Below are 18,843 nucleotides of genomic sequence, written 5' to 3'. Positions count from 1 at the left end.
TAACCTGTAACCGCCAGCGTCCGACACTGGACGAAAACCTGTGGCGGGGCTAAAACGAGGCATGCCCCGGAGATTTTGATGACCCCGCGCCAACGTTTCTTTGCCTGCCTGCAACGCTCACCGCCCGCCCTGTTCGAGGCGGCGCTGTGGATTGCGGCCGAACATGATGCGCAGTTGAACCCCGAGGCACTGCTGGTGGACTTCAAGGAGCTGCAGCAGCGAGTGAGTTCCGGCTTGCCGATGCTGCCGGTGAGCGAACTGGCGCAGCCGTTATTGCGGCGCATGAATGACCTGGGGTTCGCCCAGGACGATTTCACCCCGTTGCGCCCGCAAGCCGCGTTAATCCACAAGGTGCTGGAACGCCGACGGGGCCAGCCGCTGGCCTTGGGGCTGATTGCGCTGGAGCTGGCCAGAAGGCTGGAGATTCCGATGGTCGGGGTCAACTTTCCGGGGCATTTCCTGCTGCGGGTGCAAGGCGCCGATCATCTGCTGGACCCTTGCGGCGGGCGCCGCTTATACCCCAACGACTGCCGTGAACTGCTGCAACGCCAGTACGGCCCGAACATTAAACTCAGCGCCGAGCATTTGCTCACCGCCGAACCGCTGCACATGCTCCAGCGGCTGTCACGCAACCTGCGCCAGTTGCACCTGGCCAACGATGACTACATCGGCGCCCTGGTGGACGCCGAGCGCGTGCTGGAACTGGGCAACGGCAACGCCGCCGATTACCTGGCCCGGGCCAGCCTCTATCAACGGCTCGATTGCCCGAACGCCGAGCGTTTCGACCTGGAGCATGCGCTGATGCTCAGTGATGACCCGATCCAGCGGATTCGCCTGACCGAACGGCTGGGGCATTTGCCACCGAATTCTGTGGTTCATTAAAAGCCAAAAGATCGCAGCCTTCGGCAGCTCCTACGTGGCGTACACCCTGTAGGAGCTGCCGAAGGCTGCGATCTTTTGATCTTCAGGATTTAACCACCACCCCCGCCGGATCATCCGATGTTGCATCAACCGGCGAACGCACCTGAATGATGAACAACGCCGCAATCACCGCCGGAATCGCGCAGAAGAAGAAAATCTGCTGCACCGGGATGTGCATCGCCAGCAGCATGCTGCCAAACAGCGGCCCGAGGATCGAACCAAATCGCCCCACCCCCAGCGCCCAACCGGTGCCGGTGGCGCGCACGTGCGCCGGGTAGAAGTTACTGGCGAAGGCATTAAGCGTCAGTTGCCCGCCGATGATGCAGAACCCGGCGGCAAACACGCTGGCCACCAGATAACGCGGATTGTCGTGATTGAGCCCCAGTGCAATTGTGCACAGCGCCGCTGCGGCCAAGACACACGACAGCAGTCGAACTTTGCTTTTGAGGCGGTCGGCGAACCAGGCCATGCATATCGCACCGACGGTCCCGGCGAACAGGAACATCGACGTCACCAGGTTGGCTTCATTGAGTTTCAAGCCACTTTCCAGCAGCAGCGTCGGCAACCAACTGATCATGAAATACAGCAGGATCAGGCTGACAAAAAACGTCGCCCAGATCAGCAGCGTCGGCCGCGCATAACCGTGGCGAAACAACTCCAGTACCGTCAGTTTGCTGCCCTGTTCCTGCTCGTTTTGCGCAACCGACGCAGCGGGCGGTTGCCAGTCCGGGAGCATCCGCGCGGTGACTTTGCGCAGACGCGCGTAGGGCGGCGCATCGCGCAACAGACGCGGCAAGGACTCGGGAAGAAACCAGGCCAGGAATGGAAACAGCAGCAATGGCGTGACACCGCCCGCAAGGAACACCGCTTGCCAGCCGAAGCGGTCGATAAACCCTGCCGCGACAAACCCGCCCGCCGCACCACCGAACGAAAACCCGCAAGCGGCCAGGGTCACCATCAAGGTGCGCAGGCGTGGTGGCGAGTATTCCGACATCAGTGCCATGGCGCTGGGCATCGCCCCGCCCATGCCGATCCCGCAAATGAACCGCGCGGCCATCAACGTATTCAGGGAATCGGCAAAAACCATCAGCACGGTGAGGGTGGCGTAGATCAGCACACAACACAGGAGAATCCGTCGCACACCAAAGCGATCCGCCAACGGCGTGACGGCCAGTGAACCGAGGGTCAAGCCCAACAGGTTGGCGCTGAACACCGGGCCGAATGCAGATTTTTCCAGGCCCCAATCCTGGGCCAGGGCCGGGACCACGTAGCCCAGGACTTGCGCGTCGTAGCCGTCAGTCACCAGCAACAACGCCAGCAGCAAAAGGAGTAACCACTGATAATGGGACACAGGACGGGCGTCGAGTGCCGCCCGGAAGCTGGCAATCTGGTTGTGCATCGCAAGGTACCTGTTTTGTTTTTATAGGTATTGGGAATATCGACCGCATCCCTCGTAGGAGCGAGGCTTGCCCGCGAAAGCGGTTTGTCAGCGACATGGATGTCTACTGATACACCGCTTTCGCGGGCAAGCCTCGCTCCTACAGGGGGGAGGTGTGAAGTTTAAGCAGGGGTGTCGGGCTGGTTAGCCGGATGAGCCTTGATGAACGCCGGGTGTGTCGCCGCCAGCGCCGCGACCCGGCGAATCCGTGGATACGCCTCCAGTGAAATAGTGAAACGCTCCGCCGCATACAACTGCGGGATCAGGTAAACGTCCGCCAGCCCCGGTTGCTCGCCGAAGCAGTAACCGCCCTCACCGATCAACTGCTCCACCGTCGCCAGGCCCTGGCTGATCCAGTGCCCGATCCACTCCACCACGTGCGGTTCATCGTGGCCCAACTGGCGCAATTTATTCAGCACGGCGACGTTGTGCAGCGGGTGCACATCGCAGCCGATCACCGCCGCCACACCGCGCTCGTGAGCACGGGCAGCGAGGTCTTTGGCCAGCAGAGGCACCTGTGGATAACGTTCCTCCAGGTACTCGATGATCGCGGGCGACTGGATCAGCAATTCACCTTCATCGGTACGCAAGGCCGGCACCCGCCCCTGCGGATTGATCGCCAGGTACGGCGGCTGTCGATGCTCGCCGCCGGGCGGCGCGATCAGGTTGACCGGCAGCGCCTGGTAATCCAGCCCCTTCAGCGCCAGCGCAATGCGCACGCGGTAAGACGAGGTCGAACGGTAGTAGGTATAGAGTTCCATGACCCGATCCTCTTAACGCGCCGGCACGACTTTGCCACGGCACTCGCCGAAACCGATGGAGGCAAAACCGTCACGGCTGCAACGGGCGCGCAGGATGACTTCGTCACCGTCTTCAAGGAACTTGCGCACCTCGCCGGAGGCCAGTTCGATCGGCTTTTTACCGCCCTCGGTGATTTCCAGCAGGCTGCCGAACTGACCGCTCTCAGGCCCGGACAACGTGCCCGAACCGAACAGATCACCGGCCTGCAACTGGCAGCCGTTGACGCTGTGGTGCGCGACCATTTGCGCCACGGTCCAGTACATGTGCCGGGTGTTGCTCAGGGTCAGGCGATGGGCCGGCAGGTTTTGCTCGCGCATGGTTTCGGTGAGCAGCAGCACTTCCAGTTCGATGTCGAACGCACCGCCCTCCTGATCGCGTTTGTCGGTCAGGTATGGCAGCGGCAGCGGATCGCCTTCCGGGCGGGCCGGTTGCGCACGACGGAAGGGTTCCAGCGCTTCGGCCGTCACCACCCAAGGCGAGATGCTGGTGATGAAACTTTTCGACAGAAACGGCCCCAGTGGCTGGTATTCCCAAGCCTGGATGTCCCGCGCCGACCAGTCGTTGAGCAGGCAGAAACCGGCGATGTGATCCGCCGCGTCGCCGATGGCAATGGAGTCGCCCATGTCATTGCCCTGGCCGATCCAGATGCCCAGCTCCAGTTCGTAATCCAGGCGTGCGCAGGGACCGAAGGTTGGCTCGGTCTGACCGGCCGGCAGGGTCTGGCCCTTTGGACGACGCACGTCAGTACCGGAGGGGCGAATGGTCGAAGCGCGGCCGTGGTAACCGATCGGCACGTACTTGTAGTTCGGCAGCAGCGGGTTGTCGGGGCGGAACAGTTTGCCGACGTTTTGTGCGTGCTCGATGCCGACGTAGAAGTCGGTGTAGTCGTTGATCTTCGCTGGCAGGTGCATCACGCAATTCGCCGCCAGTGGCAGCAGTTTTGTGCCTTGGGCTTCGATTTTTCCATGCAGGGTGCTGCCTTCGGTGAACAGTTCCAGCAGACGTTCGCGCAGGGCCACGCGGGCCTCGCGGCCCAGTTCGAAGAAGGCATTCAACTGACCGCCACGGGTCGCTTCGACCGCCGTGCGTGCGACGCCATCAAACAGACCAGCGTCCAGCGCCGCTTCCAGATCGAAAATATGTTCGCCGATGGCCACGCCGCTGCGGGGCGCGGAGCCGTTCACGCTGAACACGCCCAGCGGCAGGTTTTGCAGCGGGAAATCAGTGTGGCCGTTGGCGGAGGCAACCCAGCTACGAGGGATGGAAGTCTGAGTCATGGGTTATCTCCGGGTCGGGTCGAAAGTGACGGGCAGCGTGGCCCAGCAGGCATCGTAGTTGGTTTGCAGTTGCGGGCATTCGAGGGCGAACTGGCTCGGGCGCAGCACTTGGCTGGTCTCAAACATGAAGGCCATGGTGTTGTCGATTTTCGCCGGGGCCAGTTCGGCGTTGATCGCTTTGGTGCAGCTCTCGCCGTCCGGGCCGTGGGCGCTCATGCAACTGTGCAACGAGGCGCCGCCGGGCACGAAACCTTCGGCCTTGGCGTCGTAGGCGCCCTGGATCAGGCCCATGAATTCGTTCATCAGGTTGCGGTGGAACCACGGCGGCCGGAAGGTGTTCTCGGCCACCATCCAGCGCGGCGGGAAGATCACGAAGTCCAGATTGGCCAAGCCATGCACGCTGGTCGGCGAAGTCAACACGGTGAAAATCGACGGGTCCGGGTGGTCGAAACTCACGGTGCCGATGGTGTTGAAACGGCGCAGATCATATTTGTACGGCACGTTATTACCGTGCCAGGCCACCACGTTCAGCGGCGAGTGATCGAGCTCGCAGCCCCACAACTGGCCGAGGAATTTCTGCACCAGGGTGGTCGGTTGCTTGAGGTCTTCGTAATGGGCCACCGGGGTCAGGAAGTCCCGTGGGTTAGCCAGGCCATTGCTGCCGATCGGCCCGAGGTCCGGCAGACGCAGAGGCGCGCCGTGGTTTTCGGCGATGTAGCCGCGAGCCTGTGGGTCGAGCAGTTCGACGCGAAATTTCAGCCCGCGCGGCAGCACGGCGATTTCCAGGGGTTCGAGGTCCAGCACGCCGAGTTCGGTGGCAATGCGCAGTCGGCCCAGTTCCGGCACCAGCAGCAGTTCGCCGTCGGCGTTGAAGAACACCCGCTCCATGGAACGGTTGGCGCGGTAGCTGTAGAGGCTGATCCCGGACGGTTTTTCCGCACCCGCGTTGGCGGCCATGCTCACCAGCCCGTCGATGAAATCAGTGGGTTCGCTCGGGATGTCCAACGGGTTCCAGCGCAACCGGTTGGGGGTCACTTCACCCAACGGGCCGCCGGCCAGTTGCCGGTCCAGTTTGACGAACGCCGGGTGATTGGCCGATGGCTGAATACGGTACATCCAGGTGCGCCGCGCTTCGCTGCGGACCATGGTGAACGCGGTGCCGGAGAACAGTTCGGTGTAGAGGCCGTAGGGGACTTTTTGCGGGGAGTTCTGGCCGACGGGCAGTGCGCCAGGCAACGCTTCACTGCTGAATTCGTTGCCGAAGCCTGACTGATAAGCCAGCGCTGGCGCCGTTGAATCGAGGTTCATGGAGCCTCCTGAACAGGGAGTAGGCATGGCCTGTCGCTCTGTTTCAGAGGTCTTGGCACGCCAGGGTTATTTTTATCGTAATCCAATTACGCATAACGTAATTTGATTGGTATTGACCGTCAAGCTATAAAGACGCCCATTCGTCCCGGGATCACACCGCCTCCATGGAAAAGCCGCGCAGCAACGATAAACAGAAAGTCCGCTCGGCCGAGGTCGGCACTGACATCCTCAAGGCCCTGGCCGAACTGTCGCCCTCGACCTCGTTGTCGCGCCTGGCCGAACACGTGCAGATGCCCGCGAGCAAGGTTCACCGCTACTTGCAGGCGCTGATCGCCAGTGGTTTTGCCGAGCAGAACCCCGCCACCAACCACTACGGCCTCGGTCGTGAAGCCCTGCGCGTGGGCCTCGCCGCGCTCAACAGTATGGACGTGCTGAAAGTCGCCGCCCTGCCCTTGGCCGAGTTGCGCGATGAGTTGAACGAGACCTGCTTTTTGGCGGTGTGGGGCAATCAGGGGGCGACGGTGGTGCACATCGAGCCGGCGGTGCGCGCCGTGACGGTGGTGACGCAATTGGGCTCGGTGCTGCCGTTGCTGAGTTCTTCGACCGGCCTGGTGTTCAGTGCTTTTCTGCCGAATCGGGAAACCGTGGAATTGCGCGAGCTGGAAATCCAGGCCAGCGCCGCCCATGCCCTGGCGGACGCTCAGGTCTACGCGACCTTGTGCGAACAAATCCGCGAACGCGGCTTGCACCATGTTCACGGTTTGCTGATGCCCGGCGTGGACGCGTTGTCCGCGCCGGTGTTCAACGCCGTGGGTAACGTCGCCGCCGTGCTGACCATCGTCGGTCCGACGTCGCTGTTCCACGCCGATGAAAACGGCCCGGCGGCGCAGCACTTGCTGGCGGCGACCCGGGCCGTGAGTTGGCGGATGGGTTACTTGCCTGAACAGTAACGTTCAGATAAAGCCGTCCTGAAAAATAATCCATTTAAATAGCTATCTTTCAGAAACAGTAAACTTTAAATCAATCGATAAATCAGGTTTGGCTGGACACAAATGGAAAACAGGTCAATCGGCAACATACGTAATATACCCGACGCCCACTGGCACGCCCGTCATCGTCGATACGATACCTGCCATATCCTCAATACGTGAAAGCATATCGAATCCTGCCGCCCCGCCCCCGATGGGCGCGATAGCGCCTAAGTAAATTTTGATACCCTGAACCCAAGCTGCAGCAAAATAAGCGTTGGCAGCCTTATCATCACCATTGCTGTACGCAATGACACCGTTAACGACTCCACGAATAACTCGTGCAACTCCAGCCACCAGACCAACCGGCGGGAAAAACAGAGAAACGATATCAGCAACCAAATCAACGACAACCAAAACGTCGGCGATAATTTTTTCAGAGAAACTGACCGTTGCACTATCGACATCGGTAATAATCCGGTTCACACCCCGAACAAACTCGCCCCGGTAAAAGTTAACCAAGTGATTCTGTCCCTCTGTAAAAACATCCCACGACACACCGACCAAACTTTTCTTATCAAAATAGCTGCCTACCGCGCCGCGGTCTTTTGCGCTGACGCCATTGAGAATGGCCGTTTGTATTTCTCTACTAATAAAATCTTTCGAAAATGACTCAAACGAACGAAAACGCTTAACACCCGAAGCGCCGGGAAGATAAAGAAGGTGCTCTGACTTACCCATGTCGACATTGCTAAATATATAGGCCCCCTCCACGCGCTTACCCGCAATATGAAACGCGCGAATTCCAGTATTCCCAGGTTTTGGAGACCACGCCCAAGGAGTTGTACCCGGGTCCAGATGCAAATCATCGATGATGTCTTTTAACCACTCGAATTGCGTATCGCTCAGCGCATGTTGCATTTTTTGTTCAAGTGCATCCATCAGCATTTCATTCTGCTTCAAACGAGCGTAGAACATGCAGCGATATTCCAATAACGACGCATCGGAGGTGGCTGTAAAGCCCTTCAAATACTTGACGCACTCATCTGCCGGCCGCAAGACAATAAATCGATTAATCAGACTATAAGGCAATCCTTGCATATCATTCCCATCAACTGTTTTTAGCGACGAGACATTGGGAAAACTGGAGTCGGGAAGATTTGCCATCGACCCACCAACCACACTGACCCGTTCCCACAATTGCCAGTTTATAAACAGCTGAGTGAGCGTCATATATTCCTGACCTTTCAACTTGATGATGACCTGATCAGGGTCCACCTCCACGCGTCCGCCCTGGCGGCGCAACTCATCGTTGATGACTTTATGTACCAAGTTTCGCGAGAACGTGTTCAGCGATTCGACACCTATCCATTCCTTGGCGCGCTCACGAATGATTTTTTTCTCGGTGCCCAACCGGGTATGCAAATGACGATCCGCGAGCTGTGCTGTTCGATACCACGCAGGGGTGGCAAGCTCTTCTTCCGCAGCGCCCCAGGCAATAAAGTTCTGGACGGTAGCTAATAAAGCCTTTTCCGGATTGGCGTAATCACCGATCAGCTTATATTGCTTATGCAAAATAATTGTCATAGATATATTCACTAAGACTTAGTCCTTCGATACTTTGGGGATCGCGATTTCCAGCGTGAGTCTGGCGATTCAAGTATTCCCTGCCAGGAACAGAGAGGCGCAGTTCAAGGATTTTTTTCTGCAAGTCTTTCAAACTATTAAACTCAAACCACTCGCGACCAAGCGAACAACCGGGCATATACAACACATAGATTTTCGGCTCTGGCGCGGTACCTCTTTCGGAATAAACTACCACGTCCCTCAGAGGTTGGTTTGCTCCTGCCGTTACGCAAAACCTGGTATTGACCGAATTGCCTAAATGGTAAGACTCGACCAGTTTAAAAGCAGCCGCCCCCAGATGCTTTTGTAGGCCAGCCCTAAATAAGCTCAGCGCGGTGACACAACTCAGGTTGGCCAGCATGGCTTCCTGCACTGATCGCAAGCTATAAACCTTTTGCCGATGAGCCGCGTATTTAACCCGTAGATCCAGAAATTTAATCGCATCGAGCAGAAATGTCGGCGTCAAGGAAGGGAAGGCCTCGGCCGCTTCCAGTTTCAGTTCATAAGGGTATTCCTCATCATGTGCGCCCCACATGAAAACCTCTGTCAACGATCTCCGATCTCCTACCCCTTCTCGAACACTCTCACCAACACTTATCTCATAACGTGTTAATACAAAAATATAATCAGGGTCAACTTTCAAGCCACGAGCAGAAAACAGAAAATCTGCCACCGACGCACGCGCAAAAGCCTTGAACGATGAAGCCGTTTTAGTTTCTTCATAAAGGGCAACGTCGCTTTCAAGGTGCGCACTTTCTAACGCTTTATGACGGGACTGATCAATTGCGGAGGCGGCTTTTAACCATTGTGGCTAGGCATTTTTGGTGGCCTGTTGCAAATACCGGGCGGCACGCGCGCGACTATTGAGCACCACCCGGTTCAGACATTGCGCGCGGTGGATTGCATCCGTGACGGCTGAAAAGTCATTCTCGGCTTGCTGTGCTTTCTTCCAATAGTGGGCAATGTCCAGCATTTGCTTTTCGAACTGCCCAGCCGCGCAGAACTTGAAAAGATCTTCTTTGATACTCAAAAACCGTACCTTAAGCGTCCCCTTTAAGGAGCTGGCCCCCTCAACAGGTAACTCCTCAAGCAATGCCTGACGGCTATTATCAACGCTCAACAGGTCTGTAAAGGCTCGGTGAAGACTTTGAGCGTCTGCAAATCTCCTGATCCCATCGTTTGGCAGATAAAGCGCACAGGCACGTCCGTCATTACCAGAGACAAGTTCATTCTGGGTAGCGCCATCAATTTGTATAACAAATGCACCAGGTAGAACCTGCGGCTGCCCGCCACTCCCGACAAGAGACACATTAAAAATTGATTGAGGCCAGATACGGGATGCGGAATATATTTTATCGATCCATCCTTGTTCATAGGCTGTAAAACTTCCGTTGTGTACCACCACATCAAGTTCAGCCCAAAAGGCCTTGGCATAAAGCTGCTCCATCCGCTCATTCGGTGGCAGTAAGCGCCGCCCCTGAGCATCATTACCCACGGCCTTTACCCAATAGTCATTCAGAGTAAAACCATAACCGGGAACCAGGTTGACAAGTAAGTTCTCAACCAGTTTTTCGACGTTGTAGATACTCAGATTTTTGACTTGCGCCGAGAGGGACGTCGAGTCCGGCTGATCGTACACGCCATAGACGCCAATCGTGTATTGGGGTTTCTGCCTCCGTTCAAGACAATCCTGGAACACCTGAAACAGCGAGCCCTGCGGTTGATAAACACCTTTAGGGTCTGCGGCCACTTTAGTGATGTAAATTTTATTCATATCAAGTTGGGGATTCAGATTGCGCAACGCATCCGCTACCAGAGTGCGAAGCACCGCTTCAACCCCCGGTACGGAATTGCATTCAGCGGCTATATCCAAATTCACATTGCTCAGCGCGATCATCTTTTCGCGGACAATCGAAGACTGCTTACTTTCATTACTCATAGCACATTCCTTTGATAAAACGGAAATGACGCCCTGTCATCTCCTTGAATGCGCAGACTTTATAAATATAAAAACCAGAAAAGAAGTCAAAACCTATTTCAAACTATATGTAATAAACAATGAAACTTTTGCCCAATCAATCAATAATAGTCATCCATCATTTTGACTATCCGACAATATACCCAAGCTCTTGGCCTTTGCCACTGCCTGCGTCCTGCGCGCGACCCCCAACTTTCCGTGAATCCTTCGTGCATGGGTTTTTACGGTATGCAACGATATATACAATTGCTCGGCAATTTGTTGATTGGAATTACCCAAGGCAATTAACTCAAGTACCTCTCGTTCTCGCACACTCAGGAGATTTTCACCGCTCACTGGACGAGTTAACGCGGCCTTCGAATCCTGCCCACACAGTAGTCGAACACATTCGGGTTGACGCAAACTCGCATCGCTCAATGCTTGCTGCAGGTTCCAGCGGGAGATCAACTCTTGAGCGTTTTCCCAAACCTCGCGCGCTGTCGTTTCATCGCCAGCCAGCCAGGCAAGTTCTGCCTGTGCCAGGCGCAATTCCGTTTCAAGGCTCGCCATGCCGCGATGCCGGGCGTGACGGAGCAGATCGTCAAGTTGCACGTGAGGTACTTGTCCCAATTGGACCTGCGCCAATACCAGCAAACATTCAATCCGTGGAATCAACTCCAATGTCGCCGGCGGCGCCTGCCGTGCATTCGGGCCACGGTAATGACGCATTACTCGCGTCAGCGCCTCGCAGGCCAACTCCGGTCGTCCTTGCTGCAACCAGAACTGGCTGCTGACCTGCAACAGCACCCCGCGATAAACCGTGTCGGGAATTTGCCGCTGCTGCATCAGGCGCTCGGCGTCGCGCAAGCGGATAAAGGCCTGGGCGTAGTCACCCTGATTGGCCGCCAATTGCGCCTGACCAAGGAAACCGTACAACACACGTTTGTCCTGGCTGCGCAGGCAGGCGTGCAGGCCCGTATCAAAGAACTCGGCCGCCAGTTCGTCGAGTCCCTGGCTCAGGGCCAGACGCCCTCGGCGCAGGGCGATTCGACCCAGCAGCGGTGTTGCGGGGTCGGCTTGCTGACTCAGCAGTTCGTGAATGTTGGCCAGCAGGCTTTCGGCGCGCCCGGCGGCGCCGCGTTGTTCCAGCAATTGCGCATGATCGAGTTCCAGCAACCCTTCGAACAGCAGCGAATTGTGCGCCCGCGCCAGGCACAGCGCTTCACGATTGAGGGCCTGGGCGGTTTCAAGGTCGGCGTTCAGCAGGGCTTGCTGGGTCAGGCCGGACAAGCACAACAATCGCGCCGACCACGCCTCCACGCCAAGCTCCGTCAGTGCTTCGAGAAAATGCGCGCGGGCCGGCTCCATCAGCGCCTGCAAATGCAGCAACCAGCCCATCTGCGCCTGCCATCGCGCCAGCAATTGGCGCTGCTGTGCAGCCGTCGGTTGCGGGGCAAAACGCTCCAGTTGCTCGATACACGTGGACGCCTGCTCAAAGCGCCCGGCAAACAGCAATGCCGCCGTGATGAGTCCAACCAATTGCGGCGAACCGAGCGTCAGGTCATCGCCCTGTTGCTCATGCAGGCGCAACAGCAACACCACGTTCTGGCCCTGGAACAAGTGCTCGAGATTGAAATGCTGCAACAAGCTGACCGCCACCTCGAACGCTTCCGCCAGCAGCGCCTGCTCGAATGCCGCTTGCCAGTCCTCCTGGGCGCAAAACCACTGACAGGCCCGTCGATGCCAGGAGCGCCCGGCCGGCCAGGGTTCATCACGCATCAATCGGCTCAGCGGGGGGAACACCTGCAACCACTCGGGTGACCCGTCCCAGGCCTCGATGAAACAGCCACGGGCTTGCAGGTCGTGCATCCACCGCGCGCCCTCCCCGGCACCGAACAGGTGCTCGCACAGGCTGGCGTTGAACCGTGGCATATGGGCAAGTACCAGCCAGGCTTCGGCCAGTTCGGCAGGCAAAGTGCTGAAGAGTTCGTGCTGCAAGTAATCGAGCAGCGTTGCCGAACGGCCAAGGTAATTCTGCTCCTTGGCCCATTGGCAGCCATCGAGCAGGGCAATGCGTACTGCGGCGCACCAGCCACCGCTGCGCTGGAAAATCCGTCGGGCGGTTTTCGCCGCCAGCGGTGCCTCGACGTGCCGCAGCAATTGCTCGATCTCGACCGTCGTCAACGCCAGCGTCCGGCCTTCGAATTCGTGCAGCTCATCATCCAGCAACAGCCGCGGCCAGTTGCAGTGGGGTCTTCGCCGGCCGCTCAGCCACCAGGTGATCGCCAGATTGCTGACGGCCAGGAGTTGATCGAGCAAGCCATCGAGTTCCGGTGCCGGCACTCGGCAGTAGTCATCGACAAATAACCAGATGGGTCTCTGCACCCGCGCCAGGTGCGCCAGCAACGTTGGCTCATCCGCCGCCGGCAACTCAAGTGCCTCAGCCAGCCGCCGACAAAAATCGGCCCGGCTCAATGCCACGCCCGACAACGCCAGCCACACCACGCGACACGACGGTGGGGCCTGCAACAAGCATTCGGCCAGCAGCGCACTCTTGCCACTGCCGGCCGGTGCGCACAGCAACTTGACCCGCGCCGACGATGCCAGCAGCGGTTCGCTCAGCCTTGGGCGCGGCAGGTGATGGGACGACAGACGAGGAAGGAATCCGGGACGATCCAGACACGGGGTCATGGCGGTCATTGCGGCGTGCCTTTTTATAGTTGTGCCGCCACCCTAGCCCTCTCCCAAGCGCTTGTTGAGAAACATTCAGCACGCTGATTGGTGCCCATAAAAAAAGGCGACTCACCGGTCACCCGCAATCCCGCAGGAGCAAAGCTTGCTCGCGAAGGCGGCGTGCCAGTCAACATTATTGTTGAATGTAACGCCGCCTTCGCGAGCAAGCTTCGCTCCTACGCGGGTGTGGTGTTTCTTTAGCGAACACCTTCGGCGCGCAGGGCCGATGGCGTGTAGTCAGCCGCCTTGGCTTCGAAGCCGAATTCGAAGCTGTGCTTCTCTTCGTTCTTCATGCCCAAGGCAATGTAGCGACCGGCAATGATGTCGTAGAGCGCTTCGAGGGTGTAGGCCTGGGCCTGGTGATCGTAGTAGTACTGGGCGTGACCTTCGGCCACACGCCATAGCTGGCCACGACCGTCGTAGTGATCCACCAGCGCCACTTGCCAACTGTCTTCGTCGATGTACATGTGGCGTTTGGCGTAGATGTGCCGCTCGCTCGGCTTGACCGTGCCGACCACTTCCCAGACCCGGTGCAGCTCATAACGGGTCAGGTCCTGGTTGATGTGCCCGGCCTTGATGATGTCGTCGTACTTGAGGCTCGGCGAGTCGAGTTTGTAGCTGTTGTACGGGATGTACATTTCCTTCTTGCCGATCAGTTTCCAGTCATAGCGATCCGGCGCGCCGGAGAACATGTCGAAGTTGTCCGAGGTGCGCAAGCCGTCGGCAGCGGTGCCCGGCCCGTCATACGCCACTTGCGGTGCGCGGCGGACGCGACGTTGGCCGGCGTTGTAGATCCAGGCCAGACGCGGCTCCTTCACCTGATCGAGGGTTTCGTGCACCAGCAGCACGTTACCGGCCAGTCGCGCCGGGGCGGTCACCGATTGCTTGAAGAAGGTCAGCACGTTGGCGGCTTTTTCCGGGTCCAGGTCTTTCATCAATTGCGGGACAGCGATCTCTTCCTCGAAGCGGATCGGCGTGTAGCTGCCGTTCGTTTGTGGGGTCACCTGGGTGATGATGCGTTTGAGGTTGCCGCCGTGATAACGGGTGATGTGGTTCCACAACACCTCGACCCCGTTCTTCGGAATCGGGAACGCGTAATAGCGGTTGCCGGTGAAATTGGCGAGGCCGTTACCGTCGTTGATGCTGGTCACGTTCAACGCGCTGCGCTTGGCCGACTCGTAGATTTCCGGCGGCACGGCCACGGTGCGGTGGGTCGGGTAGACCGGGATCTTGTAGGTTTCCGGGTAGCGCTTGAACATCGCCACCTGGCCTTCCGAGAGTTTGTCCTTGTACTTGTCGACGTTCGCCGGGGTGATCACGAACAGCGGTTTCTCGTTGGCAAACGGGTCGGCGAGGAAGCCTTTGCTGTCCACCGCCCCGGCGTTTTTCGGGATGCCACCGGTCCAGGCCGGGATCGAGCCGTCGGCGTTACCGGCCTTCTCGGCGCCCAGCGGCGTGAGCGTGGTGCCGAGTTTGTTGGCTTCATCCGGCGACACCGCCGCCATCACGTTGGCCGCCAGCAGGCTCAGGGCCAGGACACCACATTGCAGAATCATCTTGCGCATATGAATCATCCTTCTCAGGCAAATCAGAAGTTCACGCCGAAGCTCAAGGCCACGAAGTCGCGGTCGGTCAGGGTGTTGTAGTCGCCACCGAAAAAGTCGGTGTAACTCAAGCTCGCGGTATAGGTGTTGCGGTAGTCGGCATCGACGCCGACGCTGATGGCCTTGGCGCCTTCGTTGAACAGGCCGTTGGGGCCGTAACCGCTGACGTCATGGGACCAGGACAGGTTGGGCTTGAGGTTGATCCCACCGATCACGTTGGCGTAATCGAGGATCGCCCGGGCGCGGTAGCCCCAGGAGGTCGCGGTGACGAAGCCATCGGTGTCGCCACCGAAACCGTACTGGCCGTAGACCGAGTCCCGGCCGTAACGCAGCTTGGTTTTCGACTCCAGACCACCGACCCGCACCACGGCTGCTTCACCGACCAGGGTCAAGCGCTGGGCGCCCAGGACCTGATCGAAAAAGTGCGTCAGGGTGCTCTGGATCTGGGTCACTTCCTTGCGGCGATAGCCTTTGTTGTCCGCACCCGGCGAGGTGGCCACTGGCGATGCAGCGCCGCCGGCAATCGGGTTAAGCAGCGCCAGGGTCAGGTCATTGGTGTTGACCTGCACCGGAGCGTTGGGCCGGTAGCTGATCTCGCCGGTCCACGCGGTGCCGGTGGGCAACGTGGTGGAGAAACTCGCGCCGTACAGGCGAATGTCTTCCGGGTATTCGAGGTAGTACTGGCCGCGACCGAGCATCACGCTTTGCGCCAGGCCCGAACCGCTGCCCGGGGCCAAACGGTTGGCAATGCTGACCATGCCCGGCAGGCTCGCCAACGTGGATGCGCCAGCCGTGACGGTGCCGACCGCCGGTGTGCGACTGTGGTAATTCATGAAGTACAAGCCGTACTCGGTGTCGTCACCGAGCCAGCGCAACGCCGTGCCCCACTGCCCCGAATCCCGGGCATCGCGGTCGCCGCCACGGGGGACGATCACGCCTTCGCGGGTCACCTGGATCGGCTGGCCAAACGCTGCCGCCAGTGGTGCCAACGGTGCGATCGCCGGGCTGCCAACGCTGTAGTTGTTGTTGCAACCGTCCGCCGCTACATCGACACCGAAGTAGGTGCCGCAGTTGTCGAGGACGGTCTGATCCCATTCCAGTTGGTAGAAGCCTTCAACGGTCAGTTGATCGGTCAAACCCTGGGAACCGAACAGCATGTTCACCGGGATCAGGCCTTCCTTGATCTCGGCACCGGGACGACGAAACGCGGACACGTCGATCGGGTTGATGCTGTTGATCGAGTTGCCGATGAAGGTACTTTCCCCCCAGCTCACCACCTGCTTGCCGGCGCGCACGGTGCCGGGCAAATCGGCGATGGAATAGTTGTGATAGATAAAGGCGTCGAGGATCTGCGCGCCGGAGGATTTGGCGCCTTCTTTACGACCGCTGTTACTGATCTGCTTGAACTCGCGGTCCTCGTCCTCAAGTTCGAAGTCGTACCAGTACTTGCCCCGCACGAACACACCGGTGTCGCCGTACTTCAGTTCAAGGTCGTGGATACCCTTGACGATCTTGGAGAAGGTTTCGCCCTTCTTGAAATTCAGCCGCCCGTCATCACCGGTCGACGACTGGCCCGTGCCGCCATTGACCGTGCCCACCAGAGACTTGTCGGCATCGCGCAGGCCCCAACTCGCCCCGACGGACAGCGAAGAATCGAAGGTGCCTTCGATTTCCCCGATATTGAATGCAACGGCGTGCGCCTGGGCGCAGCAACCCAAGGCCACCGCAGCGGCAAGCGCCTGCGGCGTGAAGATGGCGCGCATTGTTGTTTTTGTCATGCGTCTTCCCCGGTGAGTGACAGAAGGCCTCACCCTACTGCCGCGCGCCGGGAGCGATAAGCGCACCAAGGAGGTATTCGTGATGTACCTCCAAAGGATGAATGCCCGCACAGGCCGGGGTTTTGCGCGGGGTATGGACGGGCTGGATGGCGGGTTATCAGGGGAATGGATGGGCGTATCAGCGCGGTGCGCCAGGACTGTTACATGCCCCGTAACAGTGCATGTCTGGAATCGCTATTTTTCCTTTGGGCTCAAGCCCTTATTCTTGCCGGGCTTTCACGGCAAACCACCGCGAAGCAGGAAACGAAGGCCTGTGATCAACCCGGGTCATTCGCGACAGATTTCAGATGAATTGAAGTGTTTTCCGATTCATCGCCCCGTGTTCACTGACGTTGATTTATTGCTCCTTGATCTAACGTCTTACTTTGGCCGCTGCGTTTGCAGCGGCCTTTTTTATGCCTGTAGAAAGTCAAATTTACCGCCCTACAAGAAATTTCCGAAAGCCAGATGGGAAACGTCTTCCTTTAATAGAAGTAGTCATTTTTGACTGTTTGAACCTGCCGAAAACTCTTACGAACTCAGCCCCCCTTTCTTACAGCCTTAACAGAATCATGAACCAAAGTTTTGATGTAGCTTGAAACACTTCGACAGTTCGCTCGCAAGATAACAAGCAAATAGTTCCTATCAACACATCTCCCCAACAAGCACATTCAAAAGGATATGAATATGCAAAAGCCCCCAACATGGGAGTTAACCGAAGCTGTTCACATCACCGCAATTGCGCCATTAAACGCGCCGGTCATACCTGCTACTTCATCAACCCTCCCCCCAAGCGGCATGTTTGGCCCGCATAACTTCGGCCCAAACCATATTGTAATTGCCAACTCAAACACGATAGACGCCACAAAAAAAACACTTGAGCAGGAGTATCAAACCCGCATCAGTCAACTCCCCCAAACCATCGAACAAGAGCTGGCAGCCACAAGACTGGAAGGTACGACTCATCCGCTTCCTCCAGCGGAGGCGATCATTCGTGAACTAGGTGTTCGCAACACCCTTTTGCATCGAAAGACCGCTGATTTCCATCAGAAAACGGCTCTCGCCCATCAGTTTTATGGCGGTGACCCATTGAACCGAAGCTTGCTCGAGTTCTATCAAAAAGCTTCAACCATGGAACAACGGGTCATGCCCGGTGGTATTGCGATGCGAACCTGGGCTGCGTCATACAGAGCGGCACACGAAGCAAGGCTGTTGTCGCAATCGATCCAGATGTTGAATCAGCAACACGCCAACGTTCTCAACTGGCTGGCCGCCGTGCAAGCCAATGATCAGGCGCGGCTAGCCGCTGAACAGGAAGCCCGACGGGCCGCCGAAGAATTGGCGCGCATCAACGAGCAAGCCGCAGCCCGTGTCCGAGAGCAGGCGCGACTTGCTGCATTGGCGGAGTCGCAACGACTGGCAGTCGAACAAGCGCGCCGACAGGGCGCCGAGCATGCACGAGTTGCAGCCGAAGCCAGTCGACCATTTCCAGTGTCAGGCTCCGCAGTTGCAGCGGGCCCAGTGTTTACCTTGGCAGCGGGTCGCCTCGCAACGGGCGCAGCTACTAACCTAGCAGTCAGGATCGCGCTGCAAACCGGAGTAGCTAGTGTGACTGCGGCAGGCGCCGTGGTCATTGCCGGATTCGCCGTGCTGTTATTACCTTCGACTTTGGGTAATGGCGAAATTCGTCAATTGAACGTCCCTCTCTCGGATCTAGTGCCTGACAACCTCCACGCCTGGACGCTCACGCTCACCGAATACAAGCCCGATAGTCTCCATGCCTTGAGTATCCCACTCTCGGATTTAACACCTTACGACCTTGATGATCTGTATGACGCTGCCGAAGCAAATGGGCGGGTCAGGCTGCCGGTAGCTATCGGCTCCAAAACGGTGGAGAAAAGAACCGAGTTCTTTGTTGCGGCCACGAACGATACTACGGTGCCTGGCAACGTACCGGTTCGACTCGCCACTGTCGATCCAAGCCTGAATGTCTATAGGTCCTATAACCCAGATGCCCCGTCCATCGGCATGACGTGGACTCCGATAGTCAAGCCTAATAATGCGTCAACTACCTTGCCGGCAAGCCAGTCAAACATTGCTGTTTACGACGGTACGACCTTAACAGCCCTTGAAGGAAGGGCAGATACATTCCCAGAGTTTGATCTCTACAGCTTTGGCGGCTTTATCACCGTATTTCCGAAAGACTCGGGTATTCCTCCGATCTTTACGATGTTCAAAGATCGACGAGATAACCCTGGTGTAGCGAGTGGCTATGGAGAACCGATATCGGGCGTTTGGCTTGGATCAGCCTCGCAAGGCGATGGGGCGGTGATCTCTAACAGGATTGCGGATAAGCTCAGAGGACAGGATTTTTCGAGTTTCAGATCCTTTAG

Annotated in this window: 13 protein-coding genes; 3 read left to right on the top strand and 10 right to left on the bottom strand. The window is 57.9% G+C overall.

The window, feature by feature from the left end; all coding sequences use genetic code 11:
• The first annotated feature begins 78 nt into the window (after window positions 1-78).
• Window positions 79-882 (top strand): SirB1 family protein, encoded by an 804-nt coding sequence (locus V5E99_RS29615; protein ID WP_499806014.1) that lies wholly within the window; start codon window positions 79-81, stop codon window positions 880-882.
• 82 nt (window positions 883-964) lie between these two features.
• Here V5E99_RS29615 and V5E99_RS29610 read toward each other — a convergent pair whose 3' ends face one another.
• The 4 genes from V5E99_RS29610 to hmgA all read right to left on the bottom strand — a co-directional run bounded on the left by V5E99_RS29610 (window position 965) and on the right by hmgA (window position 5,745).
• Window positions 965-2,320, bottom strand: a complete 1,356-nt coding sequence (locus V5E99_RS29610) for an MFS transporter (RefSeq protein WP_499806012.1) — start codon at window positions 2,318-2,320, stop codon at window positions 965-967.
• A gap of 161 nt (window positions 2,321-2,481) precedes the next feature.
• Entirely contained in the window at window positions 2,482-3,120 is a 639-nt protein-coding gene (gene maiA, locus V5E99_RS29605; protein WP_499806010.1) for a maleylacetoacetate isomerase, read from the bottom strand.
• 12 nt (window positions 3,121-3,132) lie between these two features.
• Complete coding sequence (gene fahA, locus V5E99_RS29600; RefSeq protein WP_499806008.1) at window positions 3,133-4,437, bottom strand: fumarylacetoacetase; 1,305 nt, start codon at window positions 4,435-4,437, stop codon at window positions 3,133-3,135.
• Window positions 4,438-4,440: 3 nt separating this feature from the next.
• Complete coding sequence (gene hmgA, locus V5E99_RS29595; protein ID WP_499806007.1) at window positions 4,441-5,745, bottom strand: homogentisate 1,2-dioxygenase; 1,305 nt, start codon at window positions 5,743-5,745, stop codon at window positions 4,441-4,443.
• A gap of 164 nt (window positions 5,746-5,909) precedes the next feature.
• Between hmgA and V5E99_RS29590 the strand changes: the two genes are divergently transcribed.
• Window positions 5,910-6,695, top strand: coding sequence for an IclR family transcriptional regulator (locus V5E99_RS29590; RefSeq protein WP_499806005.1), 786 nt, complete (start codon window positions 5,910-5,912; stop codon window positions 6,693-6,695).
• A 114-nt stretch (window positions 6,696-6,809) separates the two neighbouring features.
• Here V5E99_RS29590 and V5E99_RS29585 read toward each other — a convergent pair whose 3' ends face one another.
• The 6 genes from V5E99_RS29585 to V5E99_RS29560 all read right to left on the bottom strand — a co-directional run bounded on the left by V5E99_RS29585 (window position 6,810) and on the right by V5E99_RS29560 (window position 16,411).
• The gene (locus V5E99_RS29585) at window positions 6,810-8,300 is read right to left on the bottom strand and encodes a dermonecrotic toxin domain-containing protein (protein ID WP_499806004.1); all 1,491 of its coding nucleotides are present in this window, start codon (window positions 8,298-8,300) and stop codon (window positions 6,810-6,812) included.
• Window positions 8,281-9,012 (bottom strand): hypothetical protein, encoded by a 732-nt coding sequence (locus V5E99_RS29580; RefSeq protein ID WP_499806002.1) that lies wholly within the window; start codon window positions 9,010-9,012, stop codon window positions 8,281-8,283. The genes V5E99_RS29585 and V5E99_RS29580 overlap by 20 nt, the downstream gene beginning before the upstream one ends.
• Window positions 9,013-9,150: 138 nt before the next feature.
• Window positions 9,151-10,278 (bottom strand): hypothetical protein, encoded by a 1,128-nt coding sequence (locus V5E99_RS29575; RefSeq protein WP_499806001.1) that lies wholly within the window; start codon window positions 10,276-10,278, stop codon window positions 9,151-9,153.
• Between the two features lie 150 nt (window positions 10,279-10,428).
• Window positions 10,429-12,996, bottom strand: coding sequence for a LuxR C-terminal-related transcriptional regulator (locus tag V5E99_RS29570; protein WP_499805999.1), 2,568 nt, complete (start codon window positions 12,994-12,996; stop codon window positions 10,429-10,431).
• A 230-nt stretch (window positions 12,997-13,226) separates the two neighbouring features.
• Window positions 13,227-14,594 carry a DUF1329 domain-containing protein gene (locus V5E99_RS29565; protein ID WP_499805998.1) on the bottom strand — a complete coding sequence of 456 codons (1,368 nt, stop codon included), beginning with the start codon at window positions 14,592-14,594 and terminating at the stop codon, window positions 13,227-13,229.
• A 23-nt stretch (window positions 14,595-14,617) separates the two neighbouring features.
• Window positions 14,618-16,411, bottom strand: a complete 1,794-nt coding sequence (locus V5E99_RS29560) for a DUF1302 domain-containing protein (RefSeq protein WP_499805997.1) — start codon at window positions 16,409-16,411, stop codon at window positions 14,618-14,620.
• Window positions 16,412-17,137: 726 nt separating this feature from the next.
• On the opposite strand from V5E99_RS29560, the gene V5E99_RS29555 reads away from it, so the two are divergent.
• Window positions 17,138-18,843: S-type pyocin domain-containing protein (locus tag V5E99_RS29555; protein WP_499805995.1), on the top strand; the 1,706-nt coding region annotated here is incomplete at its 3' end.

Origin of the sequence: Janthinobacterium sp. LPB2021202312-11-4 (genome assembly GCF_037049705.1) — a bacterium.
In the GTDB taxonomy this organism is placed as follows: Bacteria; Pseudomonadota; Gammaproteobacteria; order Pseudomonadales; family Pseudomonadaceae; genus Aquipseudomonas.
The sequence above is the reverse complement of the archived record's forward strand: the minus strand, read 5'-3'. Positions and strand labels throughout refer to the sequence as shown.

Coding starts and splice junctions, on each gene's coding strand:
- V5E99_RS29615 (WP_499806014.1), top strand. CDS start 79: ATGACCCCGCGCCAACGTTTCTTTGCCTGCCTGCAACGCTCACCGCCC.
- V5E99_RS29565 (WP_499805998.1), bottom strand. CDS start 14,594: ATGCGCAAGATGATTCTGCAATGTGGTGTCCTGGCCCTGAGCCTGCTG.
- hmgA (WP_499806007.1), bottom strand. CDS start 5,745: ATGAACCTCGATTCAACGGCGCCAGCGCTGGCTTATCAGTCAGGCTTC.
- V5E99_RS29590 (WP_499806005.1), top strand. CDS start 5,910: ATGGAAAAGCCGCGCAGCAACGATAAACAGAAAGTCCGCTCGGCCGAG.
- V5E99_RS29570 (WP_499805999.1), bottom strand. CDS start 12,996: ATGACCGCCATGACCCCGTGTCTGGATCGTCCCGGATTCCTTCCTCGT.
- V5E99_RS29585 (WP_499806004.1), bottom strand. CDS start 8,300: ATGACAATTATTTTGCATAAGCAATATAAGCTGATCGGTGATTACGCC.
- V5E99_RS29575 (WP_499806001.1), bottom strand. CDS start 10,278: ATGAGTAATGAAAGTAAGCAGTCTTCGATTGTCCGCGAAAAGATGATC.
- fahA (WP_499806008.1), bottom strand. CDS start 4,437: ATGACTCAGACTTCCATCCCTCGTAGCTGGGTTGCCTCCGCCAACGGC.
- maiA (WP_499806010.1), bottom strand. CDS start 3,120: ATGGAACTCTATACCTACTACCGTTCGACCTCGTCTTACCGCGTGCGC.
- V5E99_RS29560 (WP_499805997.1), bottom strand. CDS start 16,411: ATGACAAAAACAACAATGCGCGCCATCTTCACGCCGCAGGCGCTTGCC.
- V5E99_RS29610 (WP_499806012.1), bottom strand. CDS start 2,320: ATGCACAACCAGATTGCCAGCTTCCGGGCGGCACTCGACGCCCGTCCT.